This is a genomic window from Shouchella clausii (assembly GCF_002250115.1).
GTDB classification, from domain to species: domain Bacteria; phylum Bacillota; class Bacilli; order Bacillales; family Bacillaceae_D; genus Shouchella; species Shouchella clausii.
This window is the reverse complement of the sequence record NZ_CP019985.1, coordinates 3,675,604-3,692,928: the sequence shown is the minus strand read 5'-3', so window position 1 is coordinate 3,692,928 and position 17,325 is coordinate 3,675,604. Positions and strand designations below refer to the sequence as shown.

Sequence of the window (17,325 nt, the reverse complement as noted above, 5' to 3'; positions counted from 1 at the left end):
CCTGCCGCGAAAAAACAGCCCAGCAAGGCAACCATGTAGGCCAGATCTGACGCGCCCATTATAAACCAGGCACAAGTGCCGTGAATAAGTTCCAAAGAAACTCAGACATGGGCACAAAGTATTGGTAATTAAATTCCTGCAGGCGGTCATTTTCAACAAATAGTTCTAGAACGACAAGCAAAAACGTGCCACTCATAGACAAAATCGCGGCAGCTAGCACGACAACGAGCAACCCAATATAGGCGCCCACAAGGCGGACTAGCCATTTTAGCCAAAATGGACGGGGCTTTCTGAATTTTTTCTCAGCTTCCATCTAACGATTCCTCCATCACTCGTCTCTTTCTCTACTGTACCAAAGAATGAGCGGATAAGGGAATTGAAAATCTACTAATTGACGACAATTCTAGTAACAAAAAAACCTCACGCTAAATAGAAGCGGAGGTTCCAGACTGTTGTCTGTGTAATTTTGCCCTTAACCTTAGGCTGAGTAAAGCGGAGGTTCATTTTTACCCCAATAAATGGTTCCAAGTTCATAGTGGCCGTGGAAATTGTCCTGTAGCACATGGTAATGAAATTGAAACACGTGGCCTTTTTTGGGCGGTCGGTTCAAGCGCACATGGAATCGGAGCAAATCATCGCCTGTTTTTTTATTGTAAATATGCATGATTTTCTCTCCGCGCCCTGGAGCTGGTGCGTGGGAAACGGTGATTTCAGCTAAATCATCAATTTGTACACTGCTTAGCAATTGTGAGACTGCTTGTTTTAAGCTAGGCATAATGATTTCCTTATAAGCAGGCTCAATTTTAGGCGAAATCGCTTGTCCAAATTTTTGCAAGCCTTGTTTGTACGCTTCATCCATAATAAAACGTTCCGTAAGCCAATAATGAGTAAGTTCAATGTCTTCGTATTGATCCGAATAGCCGACTACTACATCAAGCAAATGGTACTCTTTGGCGTCAGCTTTCTGAACTAGCGCTTTTGCATCAGCTCTCTGTTTTGTCTCACGGTCAAACAAAGGATCAAATATTGGTAGATGAAAAGATAGAAAGGTTAGCATGACCATCATCATGCTTTTTAGACGACGAATCATGCCTACACCAGCCTTTCACATGTCCCATTTTTTCCTCATTATCGCACGCATCCACCTGCTTTGCCTATAGGAAAATAGGAAAAAAGCTAAAAAAATTACGGCAAACGTGTACTTCCCATTAAATAGCGATCACACTCTCGTGCTGCTTCACGCCCTTCATGTATAGCCCAAACGACGAGACTTTGGCCGCGGCGATTGTCGCCTGCAGCAAAAATGCCAGGCTTCGAGGTCGTATATTTACCGTATGGCGCTTTTACAGTCGTCCTACTTGTCGTTTCAATACCAAGTTGTTGCAACAATTCTTGCTCTGGGCCAGTAAAGCCAATGGCAAGGAGAACGAGATCTGCTTTCCACGTCCGCTCGGTGCCAGGGATTTCCGTCCTGATTTTCTGACCGTCTTTGATTTCAGTCGTCACTTCGACTGTTTGTAAGCCAGTCACTTGGCCGTCTTGATTTCCGAAAAACGCCTTTGTTTGCAACATGTAGGAGCGGGGGTCTTTTCCGTAAACAGCCATCGCCTCTTTATGAGCATCTTCAACTGTATGAATAATCGGGTACAATGGCCATACGTTATCTCCGCTTCTCATAGCGCCTTTTTGCTTATTAATGTCAAATTGGGTAACGGACGCGGCCCCATGACGAATAGAGGTAGTAATGCAGTCTGCGCCGGTGTCGCCGCCACCAATGACAATGACATGTTTGCCTTTGGCGGAAATAAACTCTCCGTCAGCGAGTTGGGAGTTTAATAGGCTTTTTGTGTTAGCGGTCAAAAAGTCCATCGCGTAATGAATGCCTTTTAACTCTTTGCCAGGCGCCTGGACTTCTCGTGGCTTTGTTGCCCCTGTCGCTAAAATGACTGCATCGAATGAAGCTTCAAGTTCTTCGGCTGTAATGTCTACACCGATTTCAACTTCTGTTTTAAAGGTAATGCCTTCTGCCTCAAGAAGCTGAACACGTCGCTCGACCACCTCATTCGCCAACTTCACATCAGGAATGCCATAAGTAAGCAGGCCGCCAATGCGGTCATCGCGTTCAAATACCGTTACCGTGTGACCGGCTTTGTTGAGCTGTGCTGCCGCAGCTAAACCAGCGGGGCCAGAACCGACAACAGCAACGTGTTTTCCGGTCCGCGTTTTTGGCGGCTCCGGTTGAATCCAGCCTTCTTGAAAGCCACGCTCAACGATATGGTATTCAATTGATTTAATCGTTACGGCATCGCCGTTAAGAGCAACCGTACAGGAACCTTCACAAGGTGCCGGGCAGACACGACCTGTAAATTCGGGAAAATTGTTCGTTTTATGGAGTCGGTCCAGCGCTTCACGCCATTTTCCCCGGTACACTAAGTCATTCCATTCTGGAATGAGGTTGTAAACAGGACATCCGATTTCTCCTGAACCTGCCATTGTCGTTCCCGCTTGGCAAAATGGGATTGCACAGTCCATACATCGTGCCCCTTGTTGCCGCAGTTTGTCTTCCGGCATAAAAACCTGGAATTCCTGCCAATTTTTCGTCCGTTCAAACGGGTCTCTCTTGTGCGGTGCTTCCCGCTTATATTCTAAAAAACCTGTCGGCTTCCCCACTGTTCTTCACTCCCTGCTGTTAAACCTGACGGGCTGGGCTAGGTTGCCCACCCCGTCAAACTTTTGATCGGTCTCGCTTTGATTCGTCAAATGCAGCCATTGCAGCCTCTTCTTCAGTCATGCCTTGCTGCTTCAATCTCTCGATCGCAATTACCATGTTTTTATAGTCTTTTGGAATGACTTTTACGAAGTCTGTTTTTACTTGCTCCCAGTTATTCAAAATCCTTTGCGCTTGTTCACTTCCTGTCTCTTCAACGTGCTCTGTTAAAAGAGCGTGCAAGAGCCTCTCGTCCTCAGCTGTAACGTTTTCGATCAACACCATTCCTTGGTTGCACTTGTCTATAAACGTCCCATTTGCATCATTGACAAAGGCAAGGCCGCCTGACATGCCAGCTGCAAAGTTTTTGCCGACTTCACCAAGTGTGACAACAATGCCACCTGTCATATACTCAAGCCCGTGGTCACCCATTCCTTCGACAACAACTTGCGCTCCAGAATTCCGAACGCAAAACCGTTCGCCTGCTTGACCTGCGATAAACGCCTTGCCAGACGTAGCGCCATAAAAAGACGTATTGCCGACAATTACGTTGTCTTTTGCGGCAAATGCCGCATTTCTCGCAGGAAAGACGGCAATCTTTCCACCTGATAAGCCTTTGCCGATATAGTCGTTTGCATCGCCTTCCAGCCGAAGGGTAATGCCTTGAGGGATAAATGCACCGAAGCTTTGCCCGGCCGACCCATTAAATGAGAAAGAGAGCGTATTTTCCGGCAAGCCTTTTGCGCCGTATTTTTTGCTCACTTCACTACCGACAATCGTGCCGACTACCCGGTCTGTGTTACGAATGGTCGTTGCGTACGTTACTTTCGCGCCATTGAGAAGTGCTGGTTTGGCTGCCTCTAGCAGCTCTCTTGCATCGAGTGACTGTTCCAATTTATGATCTTGCGCTTTTGTTTTGATACAAGCTTTTGCGCCACTTGATTCCGGTTTGAAGAGAAGGTTCGATAAATCAAGTTGTTTCGCCTTTTCATTGTTGATATGTTCGTTTACTTCTAGCAAGTCGGTTCTGCCTACCAACTCATCTACCGTGCGGACACCTAGCTCTGCCATCAGTTCACGCATATCCTCAGCAATGAATGTCATAAAGCGGACGATATAGTCGGCTTCTCCTGTATACTTTCGCCGTAATTCTGGATTTTGAGTGGCGATTCCAACTGGGCACGTGTCTAAATGGCACACGCGCATAATCACACAACCGAGCACAACTAAAGGAGCAGTCGAAAACGCATATTCTTCAGCACCTAATAGCGCAGCAACGACTACGTCTTTGCCCGTCATGAGCTTGCCGTCTGTTTCCAACGTCACCCGGTCACGCAAATTGTTCAGCAACAGTGTCTGGTGCGTTTCTGCTAAGCCAATTTCCCACGGTAATCCAGTGTGCTTGATACTTGTCCGCGCCGCTGCTCCTGTACCGCCATCGTAGCCGCTAATAATAATGCCATCAGCGCTTCCTTTTGCCACGCCTGCCGCAATCGTACCGACGCCTGTTCCAGCCACAAGCTTAACGCTCACTTTCGCAGTCGGGTTGGCGTTTTTCAAATCATGGATAAGCTCAGCTAAATCCTCGATTGAATAAATGTCATGGTGAGGTGGTGGCGAAATCAAGCCAACACCTGCCGTCGAGCCACGCACTTCTGCCACCCACGGATAAACTTTCTCGCCTGGAAGTTGCCCCCCTTCCCCTGGCTTTGCTCCTTGTGCGACTTTAATTTGGATTTCATCTGCATTTACAAGGTAATGGCTAGTAACTCCAAATCGACCGGACGCTACTTGTTTAATAGCACTGCGGCGCAAATCGCCATTTTCATCAGGAGTAAAGCGGCGTGGATCTTCTCCACCTTCGCCAGTATTGCTTTTGCCGCCTAAGCGGTTCATGGCAATCGCAAGCGTTTCATGGGCTTCTTTCGAAATCGACCCGTATGACATCGCACCTGTCCGGAACCGCTTTACAATCGATTCTGCCGGTTCGACTTCGTCTAGCGGAATTGCGTTGCCTTTTTTGAAGCGGAAAAGACCACGCAAACTTGTCTGCTTTTCTGTTTGCTCATTGATCGCATGCGTATATTGTTTGTAAAGCTCATAATTGTTCGTGCGGCACGCATGCTGGAGCATGTGAATCGTATGTGGGTTGTATTGATGTTCTTCCCCATTACGGCGCCACTGCAAATCATCCCCTGGATCAAGCTCACCATCATCGCCTTCACGAGGTGAATAAGCGCGTTCATGGCGGGCGAGAACTTCGTTCGCAATCGTCGAGAAGCCGATTCCACCTATACGAGATGCTGTCCACGTGAAGTGGCGGTCAATTAACTGTGGATCAATGCCAATGGCTTCAAAAATTTGTGCGCCTCTATAACTTTGAATTGTTGAAATCCCCATTTTAGACAGAACTTTCATGATTCCATTGGTTGTACCATTCACGTAACGTGTACAAGCTTCTACATAACTGTAATCTGTTAAGAGCTGCTTTTGAATCCAGTCGTCAATTGTGTCGAACACGAAGTACGGGTTGATTGCTTCCGCGCCGTATCCGATCAATAATGCATGATGATGGACTTCACGGGGCTCGGCTGACTCCACTAGCAAGCTAACTTCTGTGCGCGTGCCGCTGCGGATCAAATGGTGATGCAAGCTGGACACAGCCAGAAGCGCTGGAATTGGGGCTTTCTCTGCTGAAATAGTACGGTCGCTTAAAATCAGCAATGTCGCGCCGTTTGAAATGGCTTTATCAGCATTGGCAAACAATGTGTCAAGAGCCTCTTCAAGTCCTTGGCCGCCTTTTTGCGCGTCAAAAACGATTTCAAGCGTTTCCGCTTTAAAGCCGTCCATTTTGTTTGAGCGAAGTTTTGCTAATTCTTCATTATTCAGAATCGGCGAAGGCAAATAAATATGCCTACAACTTAGTGGCTCCGGCTCAAGGAGGTTCCGCTCTGCGCCAATTGTCGTACCTACAGCCGTTACCGCTTTTTCACGAATCGCATCAATAGGCGGATTCGTCACTTGGGCAAATTGCTGCTTAAAATAGTTATAGAGAAGCTGCGGCTTTTTCGATAGCACTGCCAGTGGCGAATCATAGCCCATCGAGCCGACTGGGTCATTTTCATCTTTAATAAGCGGCATTAGCATTTTTGTTAGTTCTTCATACGTATACCCATAGACAAGTTGGCGTTCATGGATGCGCTCAAATTCCGTATCAAACACGTCAGCTGTTTCCAGCACATCATCAAGATGAATTAAATGGTCTTTGACCCACTTTCCATAAGGTTTTTCTTCGACAATTGCTTGTTTGGCTTCCCCATCTGGAATAATGCGCCCTTCTGTGAGATCAACAAGCAACAGCTGTCCAGGATGAAGCCGGTCTTTTTTAACAATCGATTCTGGCGGGAAATCAAGTACGCCGACTTCAGAGCTCATCACAATATAATCATCTTTCGTTACATAATAGCGCGATGGGCGCAAGCCATTACGGTCAAGGGTGGCCCCGATTTTTTCTCCGTCCGTAAACACAATGGCGGTTGGTCCGTCCCATGGTTCCATAAGTGTGCTATGGTATTCGTAAAACGCCCGTTTCTTTTCGTCCATCTGTTTATTATTTTGCCAAGGTTCTGGGACCATCATCATCGCGCAATGAGCTAAAGAACGCCCAGATAATGACAAAAACTCAAGCGTGTTATCAAACATGGAGGAATCACTGCCATTTTTGTCGATAACGGGATGGATTTTTTCAAGGTCACTTCCAAATGCGGCACTAGCAAATTTCGCTTCCCTCGCGTGCATCCAATTGACGTTTCCTTTAATCGTATTAATTTCGCCATTATGGATCATATACCGATTTGGATGGGCACGTTCCCAGCTCGGAAATGTGTTCGTGCTAAAACGGGAATGGACAAGCGCCAGCGCCGACTCAAATGCTTCATCGAGCAAATCCAAATAAAACATACTTACTTGGGCCGTTGTCAGCATTCCTTTATACACAATCGTCCGGCTAGAGAAGCTGGCGAAATAAAATGACTCTTCTGGCAAAATCGTTGGTTCAATTTCGTGTTCCGCTACTTTCCGAGCTACATAAAGCTTACGCTCAAACGCCAATTGATCAAGAGGCTTGGCGCTCTTTACAAATACTTGCTCAATGACAGGCATGGAGCCACGCGCTGCCTTTCCAAGCATAGACGGGTCTGTTGGCACATTGCGCCAGCCTAATAGCACCAACGACTCTTTTGCAAACACGGCTTCCACTTTTTGTTTGCACGCTTTTCGTGCTGCCTCTGCTCGGGGCAAAAACAGCATCCCAACTGCATACGCTCCTGCTGCCGGAAGATCAAAAGGGAGCACTTTTCTAAAAAAGCGGTCTGGCAGCTGGACTAAAATGCCAGCACCATCGCCGGTGTTGATTTCATCTCCTTGTCCGCCCCGATGTTCAAGGTTTTCAAGCATCAACAAAGCATCCTCTACAAGTTTGTGAGATTTCCTTCCTTTCATTTGCGCAAGGAAACCTATTCCGCAGTTATCGTGCTCAAACCCCGGATCGTATAACCCTTGCTTTTGTGGAAAACCTACATTACGCATAGACACCACCCTTTCCTCCATTTCAATTCTTCTCTCTCTAAAGGCCGGACTTCGTTTTCAGCGGAAACTGTCGTTTTGTTTCTAAATTCATAGTTATGCAACCACCCTATTTAAAAACAGGCATTGCCGTCTTGTTTTTATGTTCATTTTTGAAAAAACGGTGGAAAACAGCAACTGCAAATGTCCATGTCCCCAATAGGCAAAAAACGAATATAAAAACAATACTATGAATAAAAATCCAACGATATGTGCGAAAACCAATGCCCGCCTCGCCATACATTCGTTTATAGACGAACATTCCGATACGGCCTAAAAAAATATTCCGTGTTAGAAGTTTAGCGATAATTTTGGCATCCGTCAAGATTGAACCTCATTTTTGCTTATAATTTTGTCGTTTCGCCTGCAAATAAATTGCCACTGAAGGAAATTTCGTTCATAATAGAAAGGAGAAAACTGAAACATATTTCATTTATCCAACGTATATAAACTAGAACCGATAAATCCGATTACTTGTTGGAGGTTAAGCGAATGACCGAACATAACAATACACAAGACAATGAAATAGACGTGTATAAAAACGAAACCGATATTCACACTCTTTTGCAAAAACTAGACTCGCTAGGAGAAACGGAGCAAAAACAAGCAGGCGAATCACTCGAGGCACTTAAACGCCCTGTCAAACAAATGATGAATGACGAAGCCAATACACTTCCAAAGCAATTGCATGAATTGCGTGAAGTTGTTGGCCAGCTTGAACCGGACTACTTACATGATTCTTCGTTTAAAAAATTTTTAAACAAACTTTTAAAGAAAGACCCCATCGAGCAATACGCTAAAAAGTACCAAACGGTTGAAGCACAAGTCGACCACATTATTGAGGGGCTGTTAACCGGAAAAGATAAACTGCAAGAAGACAATGTCATGCTCCAAGAGCTAAAAGTTGTTGCAAAAGAACGGATTGAAAATTTGAACAATCAAATTGCGGTTGGGACAGAACTGCACGAGATGTTGGAACAAGAGATGACTTCAGAACGCTGGGCCGATAACGCGAACGAACTGAAAAAAGGACAATTAAAAGTGACGACGCGGATTAAAAATATGCAGCAAGCTGTCATGGTCCTCCAGCAATCCCTCGCCTCCGTCGACTTGATCATGGAAAACAATGAAAAGTTGGAAGAAGCGATTTTCAACGCGATCACGATGACGAAAAACATTATTACGGTAACGGCTTCGATCCAGCTAGCACTCACAAACCAGAAAAAAGTGATTACAGCGGTCCAAAACGTAAACCAAGCGACTGAATCCATGCTTCTTTCAAACGCAGAATTGTTGAAGCAAAATACAGAGGAAACATTAAAAACACTTGAAGAGCCAGCAATTGCACTTGATGCGTTCCGAAAAGCATATGATAATGTATTTAAAGCAATTGAGTTGACGGAACAATCCAATGAACGGATTGTCACGAGCGGAAAACAATTCATTAAAGAAATGGATCAGCTCAATTCCGAAATGCAAACGAAATTGTTAAATCGATAGCAGCAGGAGGTTGACTCCGTTGAAGTTTTTTTCAACATCTCGCTTGGTTGAGTTGTTCACACCAGCGCATAAGCGTCCTGTTGATGATCATATTATCCAAGATGACACAACGATCCGTTTCATCAACGATACGGAACGCTTACTAAAACGCATGGCAGACAATGCCACAGGCAAAAATGAACGCAAAAATGTACGCAGGCGGCAAAAAGATTGGGATATTCGCATTAAAATTACCTATAATCAGATTCGGCTAGTAGTCGCCGACACGAAACAATCGAGTTCGCCTGTCCACAAACGGCTTCGTATCGTCTGTTTTCGTAAATACGTCAAGGCTTCTGATGGGGTTGGGAAAATAAAAGAAGCGACAATCCATTACTTGAAGGACGGGCGCATGCACGTACGCTCGCTCCTCAATGTCCCTGCTTTTCAAGGAATTTTTCACGGCATTCACCGTCTTGATTTGGCCTACGTAGGGACGAAATTGACAGACGATGTCTCTCTTGATCGATTAAACGGACAAGAAAAACAGTTAAAACGAGAACAAGCAAATGACATTAAAGTGCTTGCCCAAGAAGCGAGACGTTACGTTCAAGCAATGGACACATTATCGATCGATCCGCTGCTCGACAACCGCTTAAAACGAATCCTTGCCCATGTCGAAAAACTAGAAGACGACTTTCCGCTTTTTGGTTATGAACAAAAACACACGGTTAGGAGATTGCTTCGTGATGACCTTCCTAACTTAATGGGCGCCTATTTCGCTTTATCGAAAAAGAACCAACTCGAACAGCGCGATAATGTGTTTGTTTCGTTGTCGCAAATGGAACTTACTTTAATCCATTTGCAAGATGAACTTGAACAAACGAAAATAGAGCGCATGGAACATGTGATGCGATTGCAGGAACTCCGCTATGGAGCACAAAGCGACCAACGAAACGAATAAAGGCCGCGCTTGCAGAAGCGTGGTTTTTTTCGCTATAATGAAATCGCAGCACAGTATTTAAAACAAGCTAAAAGGTGAGGATTGTATGGACCGCAAGGAAGCCCAACAGTTGGTTGGCCAGTTGCTTATCGTCGATCTTGGGGTCGACGGCGTTTATTTAGGCGAACTCGTCAACGTTGTTACAGAACCGAAAAAGCCTTGGCGTGGGGAAGTCCGGATATTCTCTGTTTTGTCGTTGCCTGATTCCATCTTTCGAGATGATACGATTGCCTTGCACGAAGTTCCATACGACGAAGGCGATATTGACCTTTTCAGAAGCCAACAGCTAAAAAAAAGACCACAGCAAATCCAAATTGAGCCTTACTTGGATTCCGTTTTAACTGATTTGAAACGGCGCTACATCCGCTTGAAAAATGATGCTTCTGCACCGTCAGCTGAACTAGAGGCGTTGGAAGTATACATCAAAACGTTGACTAGCCAAAAGCGGCGTACAGAGCGGACGAAAGGCCATAACGCTGGAAATGACGAAGCGCCCTTTTATAATGAATACACATTCCATTTTCGCGATAACCACTATGTGCTTATTGACAGCAAAGGGGAAAGCCTTTATTTGACTCCTTCCCATTTTGAGTATGTTTGGCACCAACAAGGCAAACTCGTTTCAGGCCGCTATGAAGGCGATGGCGTGTTTGTCCGCGACAATGGCGTCCGCTATATCCCTGAAGAGAATTCCGTTATGTTAATTGACCAAAAACAATTCGACCCTTATTACATTTTGCGCAAGGAACTCGATCCTGTCGCCTTGCAAGGGTTTGAATACAATTTACAGCTTCACGATGTTTCACACCGCGATTTGATTCATTGCTATAATTCCTTGTTGGAACAACTGTTGAATGGAGAAAATGAAACCTCCTTCCAAGGAGTCAACTTCCTCACATTTCAAACAGATGAACATTTTGTTCTTGTGCAGCATCATTTTAAACGAAATTTGACATTGGAAAGCGGACAGCCTGTGTACGACCGCTTTGAGTTTACAACCGATAAAGGCAAACGCACCATCTCCCTATATACGAACGCATTTCGGTTTTAAAAAAGCCAAGAACCTGACAAAGGTTCTTGGCTTTAAACTGTGGAAAAAAACGCCCCCATCTTTCGTTGTTACCTCGTGCATTCTAGTCTGATTGATAAGAGTACCAGCGGAACAACGCGTCAGCGTTTTCATCGCTTACATTTGGCACGTAAAAGGACTTGCCAGCCAAGCTCGACTGGACAAACATTTCAAAATGGGCCAGCTTGCTCCGCTTTTGCAGGAAGGAGACTCGTTTTGTTACTGACTGGACTTTTTGTTTAGGCGAGATGACGAGCGTTTGTCCAATTGTCCGAGAGCGCAGCCAAATAAACGTGTCATTGCTGCCCGCTCCAGCATCTCGGTATTGGAGCCAAGCAAACAGCGCCGCAATTGCTGCTACTCCCATTCCTCCGATCAGTCCAATTGCACCGAAAAAATAACTTGCTACACAAGTGGCTATAACCGGAACGATAAGCATCCGCAAAAAAAAGCGGATCGCCGCTCGTTTAGGAGCTGATTCGATTGGGCGTTCAAACACATATTCAGGCAGTGTCTGTTCCAAAAAAGCAGGCAAGTCACGTTCGTGGATTAACGGGACGAGCAAAGTAGAGCCTTGTTCTTTGTTCGTGCCTCCCCCTGCCGACTCGACATACACAGAAACAAAGCCAAACGGTTGGCGAATGATGCTTTTGATGATCCGAACGGCCGTAATACGACGATAAGCTAACGTGAGTTGACGCTTTTCAATTAGCCCTCGCTCAATCACCATTTCCTTTTTATAGGTGCTCACTTTAAAATTTCCATATGTTAAAATCGTTAGCACACTTGAAATGATCCACGATAGGAGCAGCACGGCGACAGCCAGAATGAGCAGGAGAATAAGACTTAAACCGATCACATAATCAAACGTATTTTCGTATATGTCATCTGGTATAAACTGGCCAACTTGCGACAATACTGCTGCCACTGCAGAAATGACGAGGCCGATTCCACTTGATGTTAAGGCAGCATAAATGAGCCGTTTTGTACCCAAATGCCAAACTGTTAACGGTTTGGTTTCTGTTTCAGTTTCCATTTCGCCTTGTGCTTCGTTAAGTTCCCCGTCGTTTTGGCCGCTATGTTCTTCTTCTTTTAACTCCTTTAACAGCTCAGCCCGAATACGGACCGCCTCTGCCCTCGTTACCGCAACAAACTCAGCTTCTGCTTCCATTCCTCCGCCGGCAGTATCAATGCTTACTTTCACAAGTCCAAATAATCGTTGCCACAAACCTGCGGAAATATGAATCGCTTGCACTCGTTTTTTTTGGATATAGCGTTTTTTCTTGACGAAAACGCCCCGTTCTACGTATAGCTCTCCTGCTTCAAGGCGGTAGCGGAATTTGAACCAACTTAGCCAACTAAAAACAGTAGAGATGAGGATGAGCGCACACAAGGCGAGGAAAAAATAAAACAGCATTTGCTGCAACAACGCAATAATGGCAAAAGGCACCGCAATCTGCCAAACCCCTTTTGCGGACTGGATCGGAATCGCGGCAATATGTTGGCGCTTTAGCTCATTCATCTTCATGCACCGCGGCAAGTTTAGAAATTTGGTCACGCAACGAGTCCGCATCGTTTAAAAATAAAGTTGGAATGCGATGTGTGGTCGCAGCAGTCGTAATCGAAACTGTGGCCATTTTGTAACGCCTAAGAATCGGCCCCTGCTCCGTGTCGACATGTTGGACCCGCACCATTGGCACAAGCGTCCGTCTCACCACTAATACGCCTTGCTGAATATCAATTTCATCATCAAAAATTTCATAGCGGAAACGACGCCACTGCACGAGCGGCCAAATCCCGATGCGCACGATGCCATATATCACAACAGCTCCTGCTAACCACCATGTTAGCCATTCATAAAAGGACAGAAATATGTATCTTTGTGCAAAATAATAGCCGATCGGGACCAGAGCTAGCAGCAGCGTATCGATTGCATGTTGCAGGCGCCACACGTTGATCGCCTTTCTCGGCAGTCGCAATTGCGGTTGCCCTCTCATGCTTCTGATACCTCCTTTTTGACCAACGTGCCGGCTGGCAAGTTGGTCACTCTTCATCATCTGTTACATAAATGAGATTGACACCTTGTTGTTCAAACCAGTTTAACAGCCGATTGTTGTCCTCTAAATCGACAAGCAGCCCAATCGATTCGACCAACTCGATTTCTTCAAGCTCGCCGTTTTTTGCATCTTCAATGAGCTCAAGGATATCTTCTTTTCCTTCTTTTTCAAGCTTTTCCACTAAATCTTCAATGGTCGTCCCCACTTCCATCCTCCTTCCTTACCCTTTACGCGCCTCTGTCATTTGTTTCCAAACAGAACCTTTTGCTTCTTCGCCACCTTGAATCCGTGCCAACGCCATTTTTACTTGCAGCGCAACTTCAAATTCAGAGTCGTCTTCTGCTTCTTTCAAGGCAGGGACCGCTTCTTCCGTGCCTACTTCATACAAAAACATTGCCGCCCGCCAACGGACGATTTTGCTTTCATCTTTTAAAGACTCAATCATTGCTGGAATCGCTTTTTCAGATCCGATGTCTGACATACAATCGCCAGCTGTACGGCGTACAGTGACAGAAGGGTCTTTCAACGCTTTTTCAAGCAATGGTAAAACAGATTCTGTCTCGATCATCCCTAAATACATCGTAGCCAAACGACGAATCGACGCTTTTTCATCGGTGAGCGCTTTTTCCAACACCGGCAAGTCTTTCTCTTTTGGATCCATCTGTTCAAGCGCAGCATAACGGTCACGCCAATCTTCTGCTTGCAACATTTCCAGTGTCACTTCTTTGAAGCGGGCGGCAAAGCTTTCCGCTGCCGCTTTTTCTCCTTTAGCAAGCTTGATTAAGCTGTCGAGCCTTGCTTCAGGGTAAGCAGCGCTTATTTCAGCAGCTACTTCTTTCGCAATGGTTGCTAGCTCGCCATAACGGGGCGCTTGCTCTTCCCATTTCCGCTCTAGCACCACATTGTCGTTTGGAAGCTGTGCTTGCGCTACAGCTTGGGCAAAGCGGTCAGGAAGTCCTTCTCGCACTTCTTCTTCGCCGTCTGATACCTTTACTTGCATGGGAATGCCTTTAAACATTTGGATCTGCACTTGAACTTCGCCATAGCCATCATGTAGGTTGTTGGCATTCGCTTGCTCGTCTGGTTCTTCGCCAAATTGTTTGCGAATTTGCGGCAAAATCGCTTTCCAATCCGCTTTTGGATATCGATCCACTGCTAAAAAGTCACCAACATGGTAAACTTGCTTGATCCCTTCTATGTCAAAAAGCTGTTGAATAAAAGTCGGCGCCTCTGCTTTGTTTTTTTCTTGGTACGTGGTGCTTGTACCGGCTGCTGCTTCACTTAAGTTGATTTTCATTGTATTCGGGCTTGGTGTCGGCTCAATTGAGCGAATATACATCCTTGTTTCCTCCTTTGTCACCATTTCCTCTTTTCCATACTACCACAGCCTAAAAAGCGATTGCTAGCGCGACGATATGCTTTAAATGTTCTAGTACACATTTTTGCACCACATCTGTTACAATATGATAAAAGGAGGCTTAAAATTATGCGATTTGCTTTTTTATCGGATATTCATGGAAATGCTACAGCGCTTGAAGCTGTCTTGAATGACTTGCAAACGAAGCAAATTGATCAGACGTACATATTAGGAGACCTTTGCTTTCGTGGCCCAGAACCAAAACGGGTGCTAGAACTCGTACAAGCTTCTGGCGCACGTGTCATCAAAGGAAATGCAGATGAGTGGCTCGTGCGGGGCTTTAAAGATGGCGAAGTGCCTGTTGAGCGCCTTGAAATGTTTAACAAAGAGAGAGATTGGACACTTGGCCGCCTAAGCCGAGAAGACTTGGACTATTTAAAAAACCTTCCGACAGAACTTGTCATTGACGATGGGCAAGATTTGGTCATCCACGCTTTCCATGCAAGCCCGTCTGGCTTATTTACAGCCATTGATGGGGATGAAACAGAAAAAATCGAAAATGAGCTTATGGTCCGTGATGAAGCAGACATTTATGTTTACGGTCATACCCACCATCCTTATGTCCGCTCGCTCCATGGCAAAAATGTCATTAATACTGGTAGCGTTGGCATGCCATTCGATGGTCATCCTCTTGCTTCTTATATTATTTTGGACATAGAGGACGGCAGCCACTCCGTCCAATTAAATCGCGTCCCTTATAACCGTGAACATGTTGTCGAAATTTACAAGCAAAGCGGCTATCCGAATATTGAAGCAATGAGCGCAGTCATTTATTACGCGGTGCGGCCTAATTAAAAAAAGCAAGCCGAATGGCTTGCTTTTTTTAATAGGAGCTAATCGATTAGCGATGCTAGTTCAGCAAGAATGTCAGGTAACTTCGCCTGTTCTCCAAACTGCGCTGTTTGTTCATGGCGGTTGTTAAGCAGGACCGTCGTCGGCACGCCTTTGCAGTTGAAATGGTCGTACAAAGCAGTGCCACGATCTTGCAAAACTAAAAAGTCCCATCCTCTTTTTTGTAAGTAAGCTTGTAAATCGACATCGCCTTCACGGCCTGTTACATTGACTGTGACAAATTGCAGCTTGTTTTGATCAGCATGGGCAGCTAGTGGCATTTTTGCCGCTAAATCCCGTTCAGAATCGGGGCACCAACTCGTCCAAAATGTTAGCATCACCGCACGTCCTGCCGCTTCTTTACTTAATTGCCATGTTTGGTTTGTTGAAAGTTGCGGCAATGAAAAATCCATCGCCTTCCCTCCTTAGGAAAAACGCTCTTTCCGTTTGTCGACAACATCATTTTTGGCAATGTTCGTTGTATGCGAGTGCTAAATTACGGACAATCGCCTCTGGTTCTGCGCCCTCAATGTCTTCACGGGGAATAAAATGGACAACTTCTGTCCCCTTTAATAACGCCATCGACGGTGAAGACGGCGGGTAGTCAGGAAATTTACTGCGCATAGCCGCTGTCGCTTCTTTATCTTGGCCAGCAAAGACTGTTACCAAATGGTCAGGCGTATGGTCATGTTGCAAAGAGTAAATCGCAGCAGGTCGTGCTAGACCAGCAGCGCAACCGCAAACGGAGTTGATAAAAACAAGCGTCGTACCTTCAGCGTCAGCCATATAGTCTTCCACTGCTTCGGCGGTAGTCAATTCCTTAAATCCTGCATCAGTCAGTTCTTGGCGCATTGGCAGCACAACTTGGCGCATATATTCTTCATAAGCCATTGACATCGTTTTCTACCTCCTTCATGTTCGATAGGATCTCCATCACGGAGAAAAGTCGGTATACTTTCGCTTGCAAGCGCCCCTTTTTATAATAAAGCAACGCAGGCACACTTTCAATTTGTGCGCTCCTCGCCCACTCCGGCGCAAGTTGGATGTTGACTTGCCAAAACGAAAACGTTTCTTTGCTTTCCTCGATGACCGACAGCATCCGTTCTGCCTTTATGCAAGCACCGCAAAAAGGTGAATGGACATAGACCCATCCATCTTTGCCTGCATCAAGGGCTGCTCGGAGCTCGGGATAACGAATATTAATCACGTTTTTTTCGCCCCGCCTTTTCCAGTTCAAACACGAACAGATCTTCAGCAATGATCACATTAGGAAGGAGCGTTGCCGCTTCTTCGCGGTATTCATTTTCATTTCGGGCATACCTAGAGGAAACATGGGTTAAGATGAGCTGGCCAACGGCTGCGCGTTTAGCCAACCTACATGCATCGGCAATTGTCGAGTGGCCATATAGATGAGCATCGTCTTTTTTGTTCGAGGCGAATGTCGCTTCGTGGACTAGAACATCAGCACCAGAGGCAAACGCCTCCATTGCCTTTATAGGCGCCGTGTCTCCAGCAATGACGACTGTCCGTCCACGAATCGGTTCATCTAAAAACGCACTCCCGTTAATGATGCGGCCGTCAGCAAGTTTGACCGTCTCCCCTTTTTTTAGTTGCGCATAAAGAGGGCCAGGGGGCACACCGATTGCTTTTAGTGCTTCTGCATCAAGAGTTCCAGGCTTATCTTGTTCTTTTATCCTAAAGGCGTAACTTTCCACAGGATGATCTAGCGCCAATGCGTCAACCGTCAACTTTTCTTCGTTACGAATACAGCCTTCTGTAAGCACATGGAAGCGTATCGGGAAACGCAATTTCGTTTTGGTCGTTTCCAATGCTTGCATAACGAATGCTTCTAGCCCTATTGGCCCGTAAATATCTAGCGGTGTTTCCGCACCTTGAAAAGAACGGGAACTTAACAAACCTGGCAACCCCAAAATATGATCGCCATGCAAATGGGTAATAAAAATCGCTTCAACAGCCGCCAGAGACAACGGAGAATGAAGAAACTGATGCTGTGTCGCTTCTCCGCAATCAAACAACCATACCGTCCCGTTGCGCCCTAAAAAACGAATTGCCAAGGCGCTGACATTGCGTTTTTTTGCAGGCACACCGGCGCCTGTTCCTAAAAAGTGCAGTTCCATT

At 45.8% G+C, this 17,325-nt stretch carries 17 protein-coding genes; 4 read left to right on the top strand and 13 right to left on the bottom strand.

From position 1 onward, the window contains the following. Positions 1-58: 58 nt before the first annotated feature. From BC8716_RS17975 to BC8716_RS17955, 5 genes are all read right to left on the bottom strand, one after another. Positions 59-313, bottom strand: a complete 255-nt coding sequence (locus BC8716_RS17975) for a hypothetical protein (protein WP_094427936.1) — start codon at positions 311-313, stop codon at positions 59-61. A gap of 165 nt (positions 314-478) precedes the next feature. Further along, a complete protein-coding gene (locus BC8716_RS17970; RefSeq protein WP_094427934.1) occupies positions 479-1,090 on the bottom strand; it encodes a YpjP family protein in 612 nt (203 codons plus the stop codon). A 95-nt stretch (positions 1,091-1,185) separates the two neighbouring features. Continuing rightward, positions 1,186-2,670: a glutamate synthase subunit beta gene (locus BC8716_RS17965; RefSeq protein WP_094427932.1), complete on the bottom strand. Its 1,485-nt coding sequence runs from the start codon at positions 2,668-2,670 to the stop codon at positions 1,186-1,188. Between the two features lie 55 nt (positions 2,671-2,725). Beyond that, a complete protein-coding gene (gltB, locus tag BC8716_RS17960) occupies positions 2,726-7,294 on the bottom strand; it encodes a glutamate synthase large subunit (RefSeq protein ID WP_179289421.1) in 4,569 nt (1,522 codons plus the stop codon). A 106-nt stretch (positions 7,295-7,400) separates the two neighbouring features. Beyond that, positions 7,401-7,655 (bottom strand): hypothetical protein, encoded by a 255-nt coding sequence (locus BC8716_RS17955; RefSeq protein WP_094427928.1) that lies wholly within the window; start codon positions 7,653-7,655, stop codon positions 7,401-7,403. A 167-nt stretch (positions 7,656-7,822) separates the two neighbouring features. Here BC8716_RS17955 and BC8716_RS17950 point away from each other — a divergent pair, with 167 nt between their 5' ends. The 3 genes from BC8716_RS17950 (at position 7,823) to BC8716_RS17940 (ending at position 10,863) form a co-directional block, all read left to right on the top strand. Next, a complete protein-coding gene (locus BC8716_RS17950; RefSeq protein WP_062746742.1) occupies positions 7,823-8,830 on the top strand; it encodes a toxic anion resistance protein in 1,008 nt (335 codons plus the stop codon). A gap of 19 nt (positions 8,831-8,849) precedes the next feature. Then, positions 8,850-9,773: a hypothetical protein gene (locus BC8716_RS17945; protein WP_251179934.1), complete on the top strand. Its 924-nt coding sequence runs from the start codon at positions 8,850-8,852 to the stop codon at positions 9,771-9,773. 85 nt (positions 9,774-9,858) lie between these two features. After that, complete coding sequence (locus BC8716_RS17940) at positions 9,859-10,863, top strand: DUF2777 family protein (RefSeq protein ID WP_094427924.1); 1,005 nt, start codon at positions 9,859-9,861, stop codon at positions 10,861-10,863. A gap of 82 nt (positions 10,864-10,945) precedes the next feature. On the opposite strand, the gene BC8716_RS17935 is transcribed toward BC8716_RS17940, so the two are convergent. The 4 genes from BC8716_RS17935 to BC8716_RS17920 are packed head-to-tail and all read right to left on the bottom strand — an operon-like array spanning position 10,946 to position 14,277. Then, positions 10,946-12,403 (bottom strand): PH domain-containing protein, encoded by a 1,458-nt coding sequence (locus BC8716_RS17935; RefSeq protein ID WP_169715965.1) that lies wholly within the window; start codon positions 12,401-12,403, stop codon positions 10,946-10,948. Continuing rightward, positions 12,396-12,878 carry a PH domain-containing protein gene (locus BC8716_RS17930; RefSeq protein WP_062746737.1) on the bottom strand — a complete coding sequence of 161 codons (483 nt, stop codon included), beginning with the start codon at positions 12,876-12,878 and terminating at the stop codon, positions 12,396-12,398. Before BC8716_RS17930 ends, BC8716_RS17935 begins: the two co-directional genes overlap by 8 nt. A gap of 46 nt (positions 12,879-12,924) precedes the next feature. After that, positions 12,925-13,149 carry a hypothetical protein gene (locus tag BC8716_RS17925; protein WP_094427921.1) on the bottom strand — a complete coding sequence of 75 codons (225 nt, stop codon included), beginning with the start codon at positions 13,147-13,149 and terminating at the stop codon, positions 12,925-12,927. A 9-nt stretch (positions 13,150-13,158) separates the two neighbouring features. Then, positions 13,159-14,277: a conserved virulence factor C family protein gene (locus BC8716_RS17920; RefSeq protein ID WP_094427919.1), complete on the bottom strand. Its 1,119-nt coding sequence runs from the start codon at positions 14,275-14,277 to the stop codon at positions 13,159-13,161. Between the two features lie 147 nt (positions 14,278-14,424). Between BC8716_RS17920 and BC8716_RS17915 the strand changes: the two genes are divergently transcribed. Continuing rightward, entirely contained in the window at positions 14,425-15,150 is a 726-nt protein-coding gene (locus BC8716_RS17915; RefSeq protein ID WP_094427917.1) for a metallophosphoesterase family protein, read from the top strand. Between the two features lie 38 nt (positions 15,151-15,188). Here BC8716_RS17915 and BC8716_RS17910 read toward each other — a convergent pair whose 3' ends face one another. The 4 genes from BC8716_RS17910 to rnz are packed head-to-tail and all read right to left on the bottom strand — an operon-like array spanning position 15,189 to position 17,324. After that, positions 15,189-15,599: a TlpA disulfide reductase family protein gene (locus BC8716_RS17910; RefSeq protein ID WP_094427916.1), complete on the bottom strand. Its 411-nt coding sequence runs from the start codon at positions 15,597-15,599 to the stop codon at positions 15,189-15,191. A 46-nt stretch (positions 15,600-15,645) separates the two neighbouring features. Beyond that, on the bottom strand, positions 15,646-16,083 hold the full coding sequence (locus tag BC8716_RS17905) for a BrxA/BrxB family bacilliredoxin (protein ID WP_094427915.1): 438 nt from the start codon (positions 16,081-16,083) through the stop codon (positions 15,646-15,648). Further along, a complete protein-coding gene (locus tag BC8716_RS17900; RefSeq protein WP_157730489.1) occupies positions 16,067-16,393 on the bottom strand; it encodes a thioredoxin family protein in 327 nt (108 codons plus the stop codon). The genes BC8716_RS17905 and BC8716_RS17900 overlap by 17 nt, the downstream gene beginning before the upstream one ends. Further along, positions 16,386-17,324: a ribonuclease Z gene (gene rnz, locus BC8716_RS17895; protein ID WP_094427912.1), complete on the bottom strand. Its 939-nt coding sequence runs from the start codon at positions 17,322-17,324 to the stop codon at positions 16,386-16,388. The genes BC8716_RS17900 and rnz overlap by 8 nt, the downstream gene beginning before the upstream one ends. Position 17,325: the final 1 nt, after the last annotated feature.

Excerpts from the sequence above, each read along its gene's own strand:
- BC8716_RS17930 (WP_062746737.1), bottom strand. The coding sequence starts at position 12,878 with ATGAGAGGGCAACCGCAATTGCGACTGCCGAGAAAGGCGATCAACGTG.
- BC8716_RS17935 (WP_169715965.1), bottom strand. The coding sequence starts at position 12,403 with ATGAATGAGCTAAAGCGCCAACATATTGCCGCGATTCCGATCCAGTCC.
- BC8716_RS17925 (WP_094427921.1), bottom strand. The coding sequence starts at position 13,149 with ATGGAAGTGGGGACGACCATTGAAGATTTAGTGGAAAAGCTTGAAAAA.
- BC8716_RS17915 (WP_094427917.1), top strand. The coding sequence starts at position 14,425 with ATGCGATTTGCTTTTTTATCGGATATTCATGGAAATGCTACAGCGCTT.
- BC8716_RS17905 (WP_094427915.1), bottom strand. The coding sequence starts at position 16,083 with ATGTCAATGGCTTATGAAGAATATATGCGCCAAGTTGTGCTGCCAATG.
- BC8716_RS17950 (WP_062746742.1), top strand. The coding sequence starts at position 7,823 with ATGACCGAACATAACAATACACAAGACAATGAAATAGACGTGTATAAA.
- rnz (WP_094427912.1), bottom strand. The coding sequence starts at position 17,324 with ATGGAACTGCACTTTTTAGGAACAGGCGCCGGTGTGCCTGCAAAAAAA.
- BC8716_RS17940 (WP_094427924.1), top strand. The coding sequence starts at position 9,859 with ATGGACCGCAAGGAAGCCCAACAGTTGGTTGGCCAGTTGCTTATCGTC.
- gltB (WP_179289421.1), bottom strand. The coding sequence starts at position 7,294 with ATGCGTAATGTAGGTTTTCCACAAAAGCAAGGGTTATACGATCCGGGG.
- BC8716_RS17970 (WP_094427934.1), bottom strand. The coding sequence starts at position 1,090 with ATGATTCGTCGTCTAAAAAGCATGATGATGGTCATGCTAACCTTTCTA.
- BC8716_RS17975 (WP_094427936.1), bottom strand. The coding sequence starts at position 313 with ATGGAAGCTGAGAAAAAATTCAGAAAGCCCCGTCCATTTTGGCTAAAA.
- BC8716_RS17920 (WP_094427919.1), bottom strand. The coding sequence starts at position 14,277 with ATGTATATTCGCTCAATTGAGCCGACACCAAGCCCGAATACAATGAAA.
- BC8716_RS17910 (WP_094427916.1), bottom strand. The coding sequence starts at position 15,599 with ATGGATTTTTCATTGCCGCAACTTTCAACAAACCAAACATGGCAATTA.